15 protein-coding genes are annotated in these 14,933 nt (G+C 52.7%); 7 read left to right on the top strand and 8 right to left on the bottom strand.

The features are described from left to right. Positions 1-19 precede the first annotated feature (19 nt). Positions 20-931, top strand: a complete 912-nt coding sequence (cysM, locus tag OGY08_RS06295; protein ID WP_048215810.1) for a cysteine synthase CysM — start codon at positions 20-22, stop codon at positions 929-931. 81 nt (positions 932-1,012) lie between these two features. On the opposite strand, the gene OGY08_RS06290 is transcribed toward cysM, so the two are convergent. Continuing rightward, positions 1,013-1,729, bottom strand: a complete 717-nt coding sequence (locus OGY08_RS06290) for a type 1 glutamine amidotransferase (protein ID WP_071446817.1) — start codon at positions 1,727-1,729, stop codon at positions 1,013-1,015. Between the two features lie 13 nt (positions 1,730-1,742). Beyond that, a complete protein-coding gene (gene ptsJ, locus OGY08_RS06285; protein ID WP_125363148.1) occupies positions 1,743-3,035 on the bottom strand; it encodes a MocR-like B6 salvage transcription factor PtsJ in 1,293 nt (430 codons plus the stop codon). Positions 3,036-3,117: 82 nt separating this feature from the next. On the opposite strand from ptsJ, the gene pdxK reads away from it, so the two are divergent. Both pdxK and OGY08_RS06275 read left to right on the top strand, forming a co-directional pair. Then, a complete protein-coding gene (pdxK, locus tag OGY08_RS06280; protein WP_125363149.1) occupies positions 3,118-3,984 on the top strand; it encodes a pyridoxine/pyridoxal/pyridoxamine kinase in 867 nt (288 codons plus the stop codon). Then, on the top strand, positions 3,981-4,220 hold the full coding sequence (locus tag OGY08_RS06275) for a hypothetical protein (protein WP_008785406.1): 240 nt from the start codon (positions 3,981-3,983) through the stop codon (positions 4,218-4,220). The genes pdxK and OGY08_RS06275 overlap by 4 nt, the downstream gene beginning before the upstream one ends. 148 nt (positions 4,221-4,368) lie before the next feature. Here the strand turns inward: OGY08_RS06275 and crr are convergent, their stop codons facing one another. The 5 genes from crr to cysZ all read right to left on the bottom strand — a co-directional run bounded on the left by crr (position 4,369) and on the right by cysZ (position 9,229). Next, positions 4,369-4,878, bottom strand: a complete 510-nt coding sequence (gene crr, locus OGY08_RS06270) for a PTS glucose transporter subunit IIA (RefSeq protein WP_000522253.1) — start codon at positions 4,876-4,878, stop codon at positions 4,369-4,371. Positions 4,879-4,918: 40 nt separating this feature from the next. Beyond that, on the bottom strand, positions 4,919-6,646 hold the full coding sequence (ptsI, locus tag OGY08_RS06265; RefSeq protein ID WP_008785405.1) for a phosphoenolpyruvate-protein phosphotransferase PtsI: 1,728 nt from the start codon (positions 6,644-6,646) through the stop codon (positions 4,919-4,921). A 45-nt stretch (positions 6,647-6,691) separates the two neighbouring features. Beyond that, positions 6,692-6,949 (bottom strand): phosphocarrier protein Hpr, encoded by a 258-nt coding sequence (ptsH, locus tag OGY08_RS06260; protein WP_002913505.1) that lies wholly within the window; start codon positions 6,947-6,949, stop codon positions 6,692-6,694. A gap of 383 nt (positions 6,950-7,332) precedes the next feature. Then, positions 7,333-8,304, bottom strand: coding sequence for a cysteine synthase A (cysK, locus tag OGY08_RS06255; protein WP_003038091.1), 972 nt, complete (start codon positions 8,302-8,304; stop codon positions 7,333-7,335). 163 nt (positions 8,305-8,467) lie between these two features. Further along, a complete protein-coding gene (cysZ, locus tag OGY08_RS06250; protein WP_057066948.1) occupies positions 8,468-9,229 on the bottom strand; it encodes a sulfate transporter CysZ in 762 nt (253 codons plus the stop codon). Between the two features lie 230 nt (positions 9,230-9,459). Here cysZ and zipA point away from each other — a divergent pair, with 230 nt between their 5' ends. The 3 genes from zipA (at position 9,460) to OGY08_RS06235 (ending at position 12,780) form a co-directional block, all read left to right on the top strand. Next, positions 9,460-10,473 (top strand): cell division protein ZipA, encoded by a 1,014-nt coding sequence (gene zipA, locus OGY08_RS06245; protein WP_219013483.1) that lies wholly within the window; start codon positions 9,460-9,462, stop codon positions 10,471-10,473. Between the two features lie 71 nt (positions 10,474-10,544). After that, positions 10,545-12,560: an NAD-dependent DNA ligase LigA gene (gene ligA, locus OGY08_RS06240; RefSeq protein ID WP_125363151.1), complete on the top strand. Its 2,016-nt coding sequence runs from the start codon at positions 10,545-10,547 to the stop codon at positions 12,558-12,560. A 1-nt stretch (position 12,561) separates the two neighbouring features. Next, positions 12,562-12,780 (top strand): DUF3820 family protein, encoded by a 219-nt coding sequence (locus OGY08_RS06235; protein ID WP_003038102.1) that lies wholly within the window; start codon positions 12,562-12,564, stop codon positions 12,778-12,780. Here OGY08_RS06235 and OGY08_RS06230 read toward each other — a convergent pair. Then, positions 12,777-13,775, bottom strand: coding sequence for a bile acid:sodium symporter family protein (locus OGY08_RS06230; protein ID WP_003038103.1), 999 nt, complete (start codon positions 13,773-13,775; stop codon positions 12,777-12,779). The two genes, OGY08_RS06235 and OGY08_RS06230, sit on opposite strands and share 4 nt — an antisense overlap. A gap of 89 nt (positions 13,776-13,864) precedes the next feature. Between OGY08_RS06230 and OGY08_RS06225 the strand changes: the two genes are divergently transcribed. Beyond that, positions 13,865-14,791: a LysR family transcriptional regulator gene (locus OGY08_RS06225; RefSeq protein ID WP_125363152.1), complete on the top strand. Its 927-nt coding sequence runs from the start codon at positions 13,865-13,867 to the stop codon at positions 14,789-14,791. Positions 14,792-14,933: the final 142 nt, after the last annotated feature.

Below are 14,933 nucleotides of genomic sequence, written 5' to 3'. Positions count from 1 at the left end.
TTTTTTACGAGCTGAAAACGTGAACACATTAGAAAAAACAATTGGCAATACGCCTCTGGTGAAATTACAACGTCTGGCGCCGGATAACGGTAGTGAAATTTGGGTCAAGCTGGAAGGCAATAATCCCGCAGGTTCGGTGAAAGACCGCGCCGCGTTGTCGATGATCGTCGAAGCGGAAAAACGCGGAGAAATTAAGCCAGGCGACGTGCTGATTGAGGCGACCAGCGGTAATACCGGAATTGCGCTGGCAATGATCGCCGCGCTGAAGGGCTATCGCATGAAGCTGCTGATGCCAGACAACATGAGCCAGGAGCGCCGTGCGGCGATGCGCGCCTATGGTGCCGAGCTGATTCTGGTCACCAAAGAGCAGGGGATGGAAGGCGCGCGCGATTTAGCCCTTGAGATGGCGCAGCGGGGAGAAGGCAAGCTGCTGGATCAGTTTAATAATCCGGATAACCCGTACGCGCATTACACCACCACCGGACCGGAAATCTGGCAGCAGACGTCAGGTCGTATTACCCATTTTGTCTCCAGTATGGGAACGACAGGCACCATTACCGGTGTGTCGCGTTTTCTGCGTGAGCAAGAAAAAGCGGTCACTATCGTTGGCCTGCAGCCGGAAGAGGGCAGTAGTATTCCGGGAATTCGCCGCTGGCCTGCGGAGTATATGCCAGGCATTTTTAACGCCTCGCTGGTGGATGAGGTGCTGGATATTCATCAGAATGATGCGGAAAACACCATGCGTGAACTGGCCGTGCGTGAAGGAATTTTCTGCGGTGTCAGCTCTGGCGGCGCGGTCGCGGGCGCGTTACGCGTTGCACGTGCTACGCCCGGCGCGGTAGTTGTGGCGATCATCTGCGATCGCGGCGATCGCTACCTTTCAACCGGCGTGTTTGGCGAAGAGCACTTTAACCAGGGGCTGGGAATTTAACTTTTTGGCCTGATAAGCGCAGCGCCATCAGGTAACTGCCTGGCACGATGGCCGGATAATGTTTTATCCGGCCAGGGATGATTAATCGTTACGTTTTTCCACAAGCTTATCAAGGAATTGCCACAGTTTCTCATTCATCTGCTGATAATCCCATGCTCGCATCTCTTCAACGGAACGGATGAAACGCTTGCCTTTAGCTTCCGCCAGTTCTTGTTCGGAGTGTTGAATAAGCCCTTCTATAGCATCAGCCGTAAACTCCATATGGCACTGAAAACCATAAACAAAATTACCGTATTGCACGATTTGTCGTGGGCAGCCCTCGCTGGCAGCAAGAATGGTCGCCTGGTCGGTTAATCCTGGCATGTCGTTGTGCCAGTGACCGACGGTAAGCGGTGAGCCGAAATGGCTGAACAGCGGGTGCTGTTGACCGGCTTCGGTCAGAACGATGGGGTAGTGACCAATTTCTTTTTCCGGACTCTGGCACACCTTCGCACCCAGCGCTTCGCCGATTAACTGTGAACCCAGGCAGATCCCCACCACAATTTTACGTGCCGCAATCGCCTGGTTGATCAGATGCTGCTCGGCCTGAGAATCAAAGTACGGGCACTCTGCCAGCGTGGTTCGTGGTGACTGTGGACCGCCAAACACCACCAACATATCGAAATCATCGGCGTTCGCAGGGACTGCTTCTCCGGCATAAACGCGCGACCAACTGACGCTATAGCCGCGTGATTCGGCCCACGGCAGATACGCGCCAGCAGATTCAAAAGACTCATGAATAACAAAATGAACTCGCACTTTTTCTCTCCTGTTAGCGCTTTAGCGCCTGATGAATATCAACCGCCAGCTTATCAATGTCGCTGTCTTCTAATGTTGACAGCGTAATGCGTAAACCGTGTGCAGGCGTATTGACGCCGAACACTTCGCCTTCCCGAACCAGCCAGCCGGACTTTGCCAGCGCAAAAGCGATCTCCTGACTGTGATCTGACAGCGGTAACCACAGATTCAGACCGTCACCGACGGGCAGTTCAATGCCATGTTGGCGCAGAGCCGTATTCAGCTTTTGCTGCTGGACGGCGTAAAACTGCTGCGTTTGTGCCAGTGTGTGTTGATATGTCTCGTCACTCAGGCACGCGCAGGCTAAATCCTGCAGCAGATGGCTGACCCACTGACTACCGGAGTTGAGCCGTAAACGCAGTTTCCCGGATGTGACGGGATCGCTGGCCACAATGGCCAGGCGTAAATCCGGGCCTAAGGTTTTCGACATCGAACGGACAATCGCCCAATGCGTGGTTTCCTTCGCAATCACCGGATACCAGTGGCAAGCAGATAGCAGCGCAAAGTGGTCGTCGACGATCACCAGAGTCTGCGGATAGCGGGCCAGGATTTCCTGCAATTGCGCCGCGCGTGAAGCGCTCAGGCTGCATCCTGTCGGGTTATGCGCGCGCGGTGTCAGAATCACTGCCCGCGCACCATTCTGTAGCGCGAGTTCCAGTTGGTCCGGCAGCATGCCTTCGTGGTCAACATTGGCCGGACTGGCGGAGAAACCAGCATAACGCAGCATGTTGATGCTGCTCAAAAAGCATGGATCTTCTACGACAACGCTATCTCCAGGCAGTAAATGGGCGCACAGTAGCCGTTCGATAGCATCAATGGCGCCGCTGGTGATATCAATTTCCCCCTTGCCGGGCATTGCATTTTGCATCCATTGTGATGCCCATACCTTAAGCCCTGGTGACACAGCGGCATCGCCGTACAAACGCGGATTCTTATTTATCTTCGCGAAATAACTACTCAGGTCAGGAAGACGCGAGGGCGCTGGATTACCGCCGGAAAGATCGATAAGCGGGGTATCCGGATTACCACCTTCCAGCGCAACAGGGGCAGTAATCCCCTTAATCACCGTGCCGTTGCGTCCCAGGCTCTGCGCCAACCCGGAGGTGACCAGGCGTTTGTAAGCCGCCGCGACAGTATTGCGGTTCACGTTTAATGCCGTTGCCAGTTCCCGCACTGGCGGCAACGTTTCGCCTGCTGCCAGCGTGCCTGTAGTGACATGTTGACGGATACTGTCAAAAATTTCGTTAGCGGTTTTTCCGTCGATCATTATTGACCTATGACAAAATGAATTTTAGCATATGACGATAATAGTGAGGCGTAGGCCCGCTGTCCAGCGAGAGGAGAAATTTATGGAGCAGGAGAGTGATATCCAGTCAGTGCTCTTTGACGACACGAATCGGGCGTTACAGACCGATATCGTCGCCGTCCAGTCACAGGTGGTGTATGGCAGCGTAGGTAACAGCATCGCCGTCCCGGCCATTAAAGCGCAGGGGTTACGCGTGACGGCAGTACCCACGGTGCTGTTCAGTAATACCCCGCATTATGAAACCTTTTACGGCGGCGTTATTCCGTCTGACTGGTTTAGCGGCTATCTCCGCGCCTTAAGCGAGCGTGATGCCTTGCGTGAGCTAAAGGCGGTGACTACAGGTTACATGGGCAGCGCGGAGCAAATCGCCTTGCTGGCACAGTGGCTGGAAACCGTTCGGGCCACGCATCCGGACCTATGCATTTTGGTCGACCCCGTGATTGGCGATACGGATAGCGGCATGTATGTGAAAGCCGAAATCCCGGAAGCTTATCGTCAGCACCTGCTGCCGTTGGCACAGGGGCTGACGCCGAACGTGTTCGAGCTGCAAATGCTAAGCGGAAAGCCGTGTCGTACGCTTGATGAAGCCATTACGGCGGCACAATCACTGCTCACTGACACCCTGAAATGGGTGGTAATAACCAGCGCGCCGGGGGATACCGAAGAGATTATTAACGTTGCGGTGGTGACGGCTGAAACGGTTGAGGTGTTAGCCCATCCGCGAGTGAAAACGGATCTGAAGGGGACTGGCGATCTGTTTTGTGCAGAGCTGGTGAGCGGCCTTGTACTGGGGAAAGCGCTGACGGCCGCGACGCACGACGCCGCGCAGCGGGTGCTGGACGTGATGACGTGGACGCACCTGTGCGGTTGTGATGAATTAATTCTGCCACCGGCAGGGGAGGCGCGATGAAGAGTTACCGGCTGGTAGTTCGCCAGAATGGGCGTATGGTTGGACATTTTGACACCAACGGGGCAGCAGCGCTGGAAGATATCTGTGTAGCGCGGGCCATGTTTGGTATTGCGGGTGGCTACGACTGTGAATTGTTAGTGGCAGACTCGGAGCGAAGGATGCTGGAAAGCGGGCCGGAAGGGATGAAGATTCTGATGCGCGAGGCGTGTTACCGACCGGTCACCTCACAGATTTAATGCCGGATGGCGACGAGAACGTCTTATCCGGCCTACGTTACGGAGTTTGCTGTAGGCCGGATAAGCGTAGCGCCATCCGGCAGGGTTTTGATATCCATCAGATAAAAAAAATGGCGCCTGATGGCGCCATCTTTCTCTGCAAAAAGAATTACTTCTTGATGCGGATAACCGGAGTCTCACCCACTGTCACGCTACCGGACAGTTTGATCAGCTCTTTGATTTCGTCCATGTTGGAGATAACAACCGGAGTCAGGGTAGACTTGGCTTTTTCTTCCAGCAGCGGCAGATCGAATTCAATAACCGGGTCGCCCACTTTCACGCGCTGACCTTCTTCAGCGATGCGTTTGAAGCCTTCGCCTTTCAGTTCAACGGTATCAATACCGAAGTGAACAAACAGCTCAATGCCGCTGTCGGATTCGATAGAGAAAGCGTGGTTGGTTTCAAAGATTTTGCCGATGGTGCCATCAACAGGAGCAACCATTTTGTTACCGGTTGGTTTGATAGCAATGCCATCCCCAACGATTTTTTCAGCAAAAACTACATCCGGCACGTCTTCGATGTTGACGATCTCGCCAGAGAGCGGAGCAACGATCTCAATAGTTCCGGTGTCTTTCTTATCATCAGAAACCAGAGATTTCAGTTTATCGAACAAACCCATGATCTTCTCCTAAGCAGTAAATTGGGCCGCATCTCGTGGATTAGCAGATTGTTTTTTCTTCAATGAACTTGTTAACCAGCGTCATTAACTCGTCCGTTGTCGGTTGAGCAAGAGCCTGCTCTGCTAACACCTTCGCATCTTCGAAGTTCGTGTTACGGATAATCTTCTTAATGCGCGGGATAGAAATGGCGCTCATAGAGAATTCGTCCAGACCCATCCCCAGCAACAGAAGTGTAGCACGTTCGTCGCCTGCAAGCTCACCACACATGCCAGTCCATTTGCCTTCAGCATGAGAAGCATCAATAACTTGCTTGATCAGCGTCAGCACAGATGGCGACATCGGTTGGTAAAGGTGTGAAATCATATCATTACCACGGTCAACTGCCAGGGTGTACTGCGTTAAATCATTGGTGCCGATACTAAAGAAATCAACTTCTTTGGCTAAATGACGCGCAATTGTTGCCGCAGCTGGTGTTTCCACCATCACGCCAATCTCAATGCTCTCGTCAAATGCTTTACCTTCGTCGCGCAGTTCCTGTTTGTAGATTTCGATCTCTTTGCGCAGTGCACGCACTTCTTCAACAGAGATGATCATTGGGAACATGATACGCAGTTTGCCGAAAGCAGAGGCGCGCAGGATAGCGCGAACCTGGTCACGCAGGATCTCTTTACGATCCATGGCGATACGCACGGCACGCCAGCCCAGGAACGGGTTCTCTTCTTTCGGGAAGTTCATGTACGGCAGTTCTTTATCGCCGCCGATGTCCATGGTACGGACGATGACCGCCTGAGAGCCACAGGCTTCAGCAACGGCTTTATACGCAGCAAACTGTTCTTCTTCAGTTGGCAGCGATTCACGGTCCATGAACAGGAATTCGGTGCGGTACAGACCCACACCTTCAGCGCCGTTACGCTCGGCGCCTTCAACGTCACGAACGGTACCGATGTTGGCGCAAACTTCAACCTGATGTCCGTCCAGCGTGATAGCCGGCAGATCTTTCAGCTTAGCGAGTTCCGCTTTCTCGGTTGCAACCTGCTCCTGAACGGCACGCAGTTGCTCAATAACGTCGTTGGTCGGATTGACGTAAACCTGATTGTTTACGGCATCCAGAATCAGATAGTCGTCGTTTTTCACCTGAGAGGTGACGCTACCCGTACCTACGATGGCAGGCAGTTCCAGAGAACGCGCCATGATAGAGGTATGAGAGGTACGTCCGCCCGCGTCAGTGATGAAACCCAGCACCTTGTTCAGGTTCAGCTGTGCGGTTTCTGACGGGGTCAGGTCTGCGGCAACCAGGATAACTTCGTCCTGGATAGCGCTCAGATCAATAATTGCCAGACCCAGAATGTTACGCAGCAGGCGTTTACCGATGTCACGTACGTCAGCCGCACGTTCTTTCAGGTATTCATCATCCAGCTCTTCCAGGGCTGTGGCCTGACCTTCGATAACTTCATGCGCAGCTGCATCAGCCGTCATGTGCTTATCTTTAATCAGGGCTATGATTTCCTGCTCCAGCTCCTCATCTTCGAGCAGCATGATATGCCCTTCAAAGATGGCTTCTTTTTCTTCACCGAACGTTTCACCAGCTTTGGTTTTGATCGCTTCCAGTTGCGCAGATGCCTTGGCACGACCGCTCAGAAAACGTTCAACTTCCTGATCAACCTTGTCGGCAGAAATTTTTTTCCGGTCAATGACGATTTCGTCTTCTTTCAGCAGCAGTGCTTTGCCGAAAGCGATACCCGGGGATGCTAAAATGCCTGAAATCATAACCCTACCTTACTTGTGACTGATATTTAAAAGAACTCGTTGAACTTACTCGAGTTCAGCCATCAGTTTAACCAGATGCTCAACTGCTTTCTGCTCGTCTTCACCTTCTGCGGACAGGGTGACAACGGTACCCTGAGTCAGGCCCAGAGTCTGCAGTTTAAACAGGCTTTTGGCGCTAGCGCTTTTGCCGTTGGAAGTCACAGTAATTTCAGAAGTAAAGCCTTTTGCTTCTTTAACAAACTGAGCAGCAGGGCGAGTATGCAGACCGTTCGGAGCGGTAATGGTAACTTCTTGCTGGAACATTATATTTCCCCAACTTATAGGTTTAGTGTTGTGGAACTAAAGTCTAGCCTGGCGGCTCAACTTTAGCCTGTATTGTTAGCATCGGCGTAAACTGGACGCGACACAAAAGGAGTTCGGTGCAATCCGTTGCTGGCAACTTCTTGCCGCTGACGTTTCGTTCGTCATTAAACATTATGCCGCGAAAGGAAGAGTTGAACCAAATCATAAAATCGATTCAGCTAGCGCTTTTCCTGTAACGATTAATTTCGCGCATCAAAATAATTAGTTTGGTTAAATACCAGTTCCGGCGGGCTGAATCAATGCCAGGCGAGTTGAAACTTTGAAGCAGGCCACAAAAAAGCACCCAAAAGGGTGCTTTTTTACGTGTTTTTAACATGCTGGCACTACTGTTGCAGTTCTTTCTCTGTAAAGAGATCGGCAAACAGTGCAGTGCTCAGATAACGCTCACCCGATGACGGTAGAATAACCACTATATTCTTGTTGGTAAAGGTTTCATCTTCCTGGAGCTTAAGCGCGGCAGCAACCGCAGCACCGGAAGAGATCCCAGCCAGAATACCTTCTTCTTCCATCAGACGACGCGCAGTAGAAATAGCTTCATCATTAGTGATGGCAACGACTTTATCGATAAGCTTCAGATCAAGGTTACCCGGAATGAAGCCTGCGCCAATGCCCTGAATTTTATGCGGGCCTGGTTTGAGTTCTTCACCTGCCAGCGCCTGGGCGATAACAGGGGAGTCGGTAGGTTCAACCGCGACGGTGATCAGATCGGTTTTGCCTTTAGTGCCTTTAATGTAACGGGTCACACCAGTCAACGTACCGCCGGTACCAACGCCAGAAATAAAGACATCAACCTGGCCATCGGTATCTTCCCAGATTTCCGGGCCGGTAGTTTTTTCGTGGATTTCCGGGTTTGCCGGGTTGCTGAACTGCTGCAGCAGCAGGAATTTTTCCGGATCGCTGGCCACAATTTCTTCCGCTTTCTGAATCGCGCCCTTCATACCTTTTGCGCCTTCGGTCAGCACCAGGTTCGCGCCCAGCGCTTTTAAGAGCTTGCGGCGCTCAATGCTCATGGTTTCAGGCATGGTCAGAGTCAGTTTGTAGCCGCGAGCTGCGGCAACGTAGGCCAGCGCAATCCCTGTGTTGCCGCTGGTTGGTTCGACCAGCTCTACACCCGGTTTCAGTACACCACGTTTTTCGGCATCCCAAATCATGTTGGCACCGATACGGCATTTGACGCTAAAGCTTGGGTTGCGTGATTCCACCTTCGCCAGAATGCGTCCGTTACCGATACGGTTCAGTCGAACCAGCGGCGTATGACCGATAGTCAGCGAGTTGTCTTCAAAAATCTTACTCATGGCCTGTCCTTAACTGTATGAAATTGGGATACCGCTTCAGCATACCTGTTGAGAAAGTATGGGGAAGTAAGGAATTCGTATATCTATATGCCACCAAGAAATAATGCGTTGCAGTATGGAATAAGAGCGGGCATAAGCCAGCCCGCTTTTACACATTTTTGCATTACTTCCATAACGCGTGCTTAGCACGATAGCAGTCTACCCACATCGCCGTGGCACCACAAACCGCGACCGGCATGATGAACAGATTGAGCACCGGAATCATGGTGAACAGGCTGGTCAATGCGCCAAATTGCATATTGGTGACCTTGCGTGTGCGCAGCGCGACGCGCATCTCCTTAAAAGGCACCTTATGGTTATCAAACGGATAATCGCAGTACTGAATGGCCAGCATCCACGCGCTGAACAGGAACCACAGCACCGGGGCTACGGTCTGACCAATACCCGGAATGAAATAGAGGATCAGCAACACGACGGCGCGCGGGAGATACCACGCCAGCTTTTGCCATTCACGTTTCATAATACGGGGAACATCTTTCATGATGCCGAGAACGCCGGTATCAGGCGGTGTTGCGCCCGTTAAGCGTGCTTCCAGTTGTTCAGCCAGCAGACCGTTAAACGGCGCGGCAATCCAGTTGGCTATGGTGGAAAACAGGTAGCCGAACACCAGTAGTACGGAGATAGTGACAATCGGCCACAGCAAGTAGCTGAGCCACTGAAGCCAGTCAGGGACGTGACTCATCAGCGCGGGGATCCAGCTATCGAGTTGTGTGAATAGCCACCAGAATGCGCCGCCCATCAGCAGGATATTCACCAGCAAAGGCAGGATGACAAAGCGACGAATGCCCGGTTGGGTGATGAGCTTCCATCCCTGTGAAAAGTAATAAAGGCCGCTGCGAGGTACGACTGCAGATGATGAAACCATGGTCAGGACATACTCCTTGTTATATAAGCTCTGGTAAACTTTGCGTATCTTACCGGGTTGTTGAGCGTTAAGCTGTTCAGAAATGTTCGAAAAAACAGCAAAAAGCACAATTTTGTTCATCTTTATGCCGTGAAAGCCAAGAGTGCACTTGCACTTGGCGTAATCGACAAATACTCTTAGTGAGTAAATGTTTGCCGTGGTGGCAAGGTGTTAGAACAACAGAGAATATAATGATGCAGGATTTGCGTCTGATATTAATCATTGTTGGCGCGATCGCCATAATCGCTTTACTGGTACATGGTTTTTGGACTAGCCGTAAAGAGCGGTCTTCTATATTCCGCGATCGCCCACTGAAACGCATGAAGTCTAAACGTGAAGACGAGGATTCGTTCGACGACAACGTCGAGGAAGACGAAGGCGTGGGCGAAGTTCGCGTTCATCGTGTGAATCATGCTCCCGGTAACGCGCAGGAACATGGTGTTCCTCCTCAGTCGCCGCAACACCAGTACCAGCCGCCTTATGCGTCTGCTCAGCCGCGTCAACCCGCGCCGCAGCCTGCACAAGCGCCGGTACCGCCGCCGCATGCTCAGCAGCAGCCGCAGCCTGTACAACCGCAGCAGCCGGTGCAGCATCAGCCTGTTCAGCAACCACCTGTGCAGCAGCCGATTCAGCATCAGCCCGTTGCTCCGCAGGTTCAGCAGCCCGTGCAGCAAGCACCGCAACCTGCGCCGCAGGCTTTCCAGCCCGCAGAGCCTGCCGTTGAACATCAACCGCAGCCTGAGCCAGTAGTTGAAGAAGCGCCTGTTGCTGAAAAACCGCCGCGTAAAGAAGCGGTCATTATTATGAACGTTGCGGCGCATCACGGTAGCGAACTCAATGGTGAAGTGCTGCTCAACAGCATTCAGCAAGCCGGTTTTAAATTTGGCGATATGAATATTTTCCATCGTCATTTGAGCCCGGATGGCAGCGGTCCTTCGCTGTTCAGCCTTGCCAATATGGTTAACCCAGGAACGTTTGATCCCGAAATGACGGGTGATTTCAGCACCCCTGGCGTGACTATTTTTATGCAGGTTCCGTCCTACGGTGACGAGCTGCAAAACTTTAAGCTGATGCTGCAGTCCGCACAGCACATTGCCGATGAAGTGGGTGGTGTGGTGCTCGACGATCAACGTCGCATGATGACGCCGCAGAAACTGCGCGAGTATCAGGACCGCATCCGCGAAGTTAAAGAATCTCACGCCTGATTTTCCTCTGGCGTGACATATCCTTGCTAAACCCCCGCCTGTCGGGGGTTTTTTATCATTGATGGTGCGATATGGAATCAATCGAACAACAACTGACAGAACTGCGAACCACGCTTCGCCATCATGAGTATCTCTACCATGTGATGGATGCGCCGGAAATTCCCGATGCGGAATACGATCGCCTGATGCGTGAACTGCGCGAGCTGGAAGCGCAGCATCCAGACCTTATCACCCCCGACTCGCCAACCCAGCGTGTTGGCGCCGCCCCGTTAGCAGCGTTCAGCCAGATTCGCCATGAAGTGCCAATGCTGTCACTGGATAACGTGTTTGATGAAGAGAGTTTTCTCGCCTTCAACAAGCGCGTGCAGGACAGACTGAAGAGTACGGACAAACTAACCTGGTGCTGCGAACTGAAGCTGGACGGGCTGGCGGTCAGTATCCTGTATGAAAACGGTGTGCTGGTCAGTGCCGCAACGCGTGGTGATGGTACTACGGGTGAGGATATTACCTCGAACGTGCGCACCATCCGTGCGATCCCGTTAAAACTGCGAGGCGATAACATTCCGACGCGTCTGGAAGTGCGCGGTGAAGTGTTCCTGCCGCAGGCCGGATTTGAAAAAATTAACGAAGAGGCCCGCCGCACTGGCAACAAAGTGTTTGCTAACCCGCGTAACGCAGCGGCCGGGTCATTGCGCCAGCTCGATCCGCGTATCACAGCGAAGCGACCGCTTACTTTCTTCTGCTATGGCGTTGGTGTGCTGGAAGGTGGTGTGCTGCCTGATACCCACCTGGGCCGTCTGCTGCAATTTAAAGAGTGGGGATTGCCGGTGAGCGACAGAGTTACGCTTTGCGACTCTCCGGAGGAAGTACTTGCTTACTATCACAAGGTTGAAGAAGACCGACCGACGCTGGGATTCGATATCGACGGTGTAGTGATCAAAGTCAACTCTATGGTGTTGCAGGAACAACTGGGTTTTGTTGCCCGCGCGCCGCGCTGGGCTGTGGCCTTTAAGTTCCCGGCGCAAGAGCAGATGACCTTCGTACGTGATGTTGAGTTTCAGGTTGGACGCACCGGGGCGATTACGCCTGTCGCCCGCCTTGAGCCAGTTCAGGTTGCCGGGGTGTTGGTCAGTAACGCCACCTTGCACAATGCGGATGAAATTGAGCGTCTTGGTTTGCGTATAGGCGATAAAGTCGTCATTCGCCGTGCGGGCGATGTCATCCCGCAGGTAGTGAATGTCGTGCTTTCCGAGCGCCCGGACGATACGCGTGAAATTGAGTTTCCCACCCACTGTCCGGTATGCAACTCAGACGTTGAGCGTGTGGAAGGCGAAGCGGTTACTCGCTGTACCGGTGGTTTAATCTGCGGAGCGCAGCGTAAGGAATCGCTGAAACACTTCGTTTCCCGCCGTGCGCTGGACGTTGACGGCATGGGCGACAAAATTATCGATCAATTGGTCGAGAAGGAGTATGTCCACACACCAGCGGATCTCTTCACACTGACCGCAGGTAAGCTGACCGGTCTTGATCGTATGGGGCCGAAATCGGCACAAAACGTGGTAAATGCGCTGGAAAAAGCGAAAGAAACGACGTTTGCCCGTTTCCTCTACGCGCTGGGTATTCGCGAAGTCGGTGAAGCCACGGCGGCTGGTCTGGCGGCGCATTTTGGCACCCTTGAGGCGCTGGAAGCGGCTTCCATTGAAGAGCTGCAAAAAGTGCCGGATGTCGGCATTGTGGTAGCGACCCACGTGTTTAATTTCTTTGCTGAAGAGAGTAACCGCGAGGTGATCGTCCAACTGCTGGCGCAGGGGATTCACTGGCCAGCGCCGGTGGTCATCAACGCTGAAGAAATCGACAGCCCCTTCGCGGGGAAAACGGTGGTGCTGACCGGGAGCCTGAGCCTGATGTCACGCGATGACGCCAAAGCGCGACTGACTGAGTTGGGTGCAAAAGTGGCCGGCAGCGTATCGAAGAAAACCGACCTGGTGATTGCCGGTGAAGCGGCGGGTTCGAAGCTGGCAAAAGCGCAGGAACTGGGTATTGCCGTGATCGATGAAGCTGAAATGATCCGCTTACTGGGTGCCTGAGATGGAAAAAGAGCAGCTGGTTGAAATCGCCAATACCGTGATGCCCTTTGGCAAATATAAAGGGCGTCGGCTGATTGATGTACCGGAAGAGTATCTGCTGTGGTTTGCCCGTAAAGATGAATTCCCGCCGGGTAAACTGGGCGAGCTGATGCAAATCACGCTGCTGATTAAAACTGAAGGGCTGACGCAACTGGTGCAGCCCCTGAAACGCCCGCTCTAAGCCTTTGCGGCGCGGCTTTTCTGCTGCGCCTGCAATGCGTCTGTTTGTTGCTTGTAGCGACGTGCCAGCACGGCACACACCATCAGCTGAATTTGATGGAAGATCATCAACGGCAGCACCATCATTCCTATCACTGACGTCGGGAACAGAATATTTGCCATTGGGATCCCATTCGCCAGGCTCTTTTTCGATCCGCAAAAGACAATGGTGATCTCATCGGCTTTGTTGAAGCCGCATTTCCGCGCAACAAAGACGTTGATGCCAATCACGATTGCCAGCAATACGATGCTGACCACCACGATAAACAGCAGCGAACCAATCCCCACTTTGTGCCAGATCCCGTTAACCACGGCTTCACTGAAGGCGGAGTACACCACCAGCAAGATGGAGGATTGGTCCGTTTTGGCGATCCATTTTTTATGTCGGGACACCCAGTTACCAATCCACGGACGTGAAAGATGTCCCAGTACGAACGGCAGCAGCAGCTGCAGCATGATTTTCCCCACCTGCTCCAGACTGCCTTCTGCGCCATGCATATTCATTACCAGGCCAACCAGTAACGGCGAGAGAAAAATACCCAGCAGGCTGGAGGCCGAAGCGGAACACACGGCGGCAGCAACGTTACCCCCCGCCAGCGACGTAAAAGCGATTGCCGACTGCACCGTGGCCGGCAAAATACACAGGTACAGGAAACCGGTGTACAGCATCGGGTCAACATTTACCGGTGCCCACCAGGCGAACAGAACGCCCAGCACCGGGAAAACAACAAACGTGCTGCACATCACCCACAGATGTAAACGCCAGTGACTACCGCCGGCAATAATGGCTTCACGCGAAAGCTTCGCCCCGTGCATAAAAAACAGTAGGGCAATGGCAGCGGTGGTTAAGCCTTCAAAGAAAGGTACAAAGCCACCCTCGGCCGGGAAAAAGGACGCCAGTAAAACGACCGTAATCAACGTTATCGTGAACGGATCAAGGATACGAAAAAGTTTCATAAAAGCTCCTGAAATTCGGTAGGAACATTTTGCGTTTTTCTGTTTGAGAAATAAAATTGATTTATTGCATCCATATATGAATCGAATAGATGAATTACTCTCTGCGTCAGCTCCGTATTTTTGTTACCGTCGCTCAGGCCAAAAGCTTTAGCCGGGCGGGGGATATCATTGGCTTAAGCCAGTCTGCGGTCAGCCACAGCGTTAAAGAGCTGGAAGGGCAGACGGGTGTGCGGTTGTTAGATAGAACAACGCGGGAAGTGGTGCTGACAGAAGCAGGGCACCAGTTGGCGGCGCGACTGGAACGTATTCTGGATGAACTGCACAGCACGCTGCGTGAAGCAGGCCAGGTGGGAACGCAGTTAACCGGAACGGTGCGCGTTGCCGCCAGCCAGACAATATCTGCTCACCTTATTCCACAGTGTATTGCCCAGAGTAATCAGCTTTATCCAGCAATCGATTTTGTGCTGCACGATCGTCCGCAACAGTGGGTGCTGGAGAGTATTCGTCAGGGCGAGGTAGATTTTGGCATTGTGATAGATCCAGGTGCTGTGACCGATCTACAGTGTGAAGCGGTGTTATCCGAACCGTTCCTGCTGTTGTGTCGAGAGGATCATCTGCTAGCCCAACGCGAATGGGTAAATTGGCAGGATTTATATCATGAGCGCCTGGTATTACAGGATTACGCTTCCGGCAGTCGACCGTTGATCGATGCGGCACTGGCTCACTTTTCCATTGAGGCCAATATCGTTCAGGAGATAGGTCACCCTGCCACGCTTTTCCCGATGGTTGAGGCGGGGATTGGTATCAGCGTGCTGCCTGCGCTGGCGCTTCCTCTGCCACAGGGCAGCCATTTGCAGGTTAAACGCCTGACGCCGGTTGTGGAACGACAATTGATGCTGGCACGACGTAAAAATCGTTCTTTATCGACTGCGGCTCAGGCGCTGTGGGACGTAGTACGGATGCAGGCCAGTGAATTAACCGCCGGTCGGGCACGGGATCCTTTGTACCAGCTTTAACGATATGGCTGGTGTTTGTCATGTCGTTAAGTTTGGCTTTCAGTATCGATGAACTGATCGTTAACTTTTATATTTTTACCCGGCACCGGACTACCTCTTTATATTTATAAATTCTCCTGCGATATTCTTAGGCAATTGCTTA

Origin of the sequence: Citrobacter sp. Cpo069, assembly GCF_030332785.1 — a bacterium.
GTDB lineage: Bacteria > Pseudomonadota > Gammaproteobacteria > Enterobacterales > Enterobacteriaceae > Citrobacter > Citrobacter portucalensis.
Note: the sequence above shows the minus strand (reverse complement) of the source record. Positions and strands in the feature narration are given on the sequence as shown.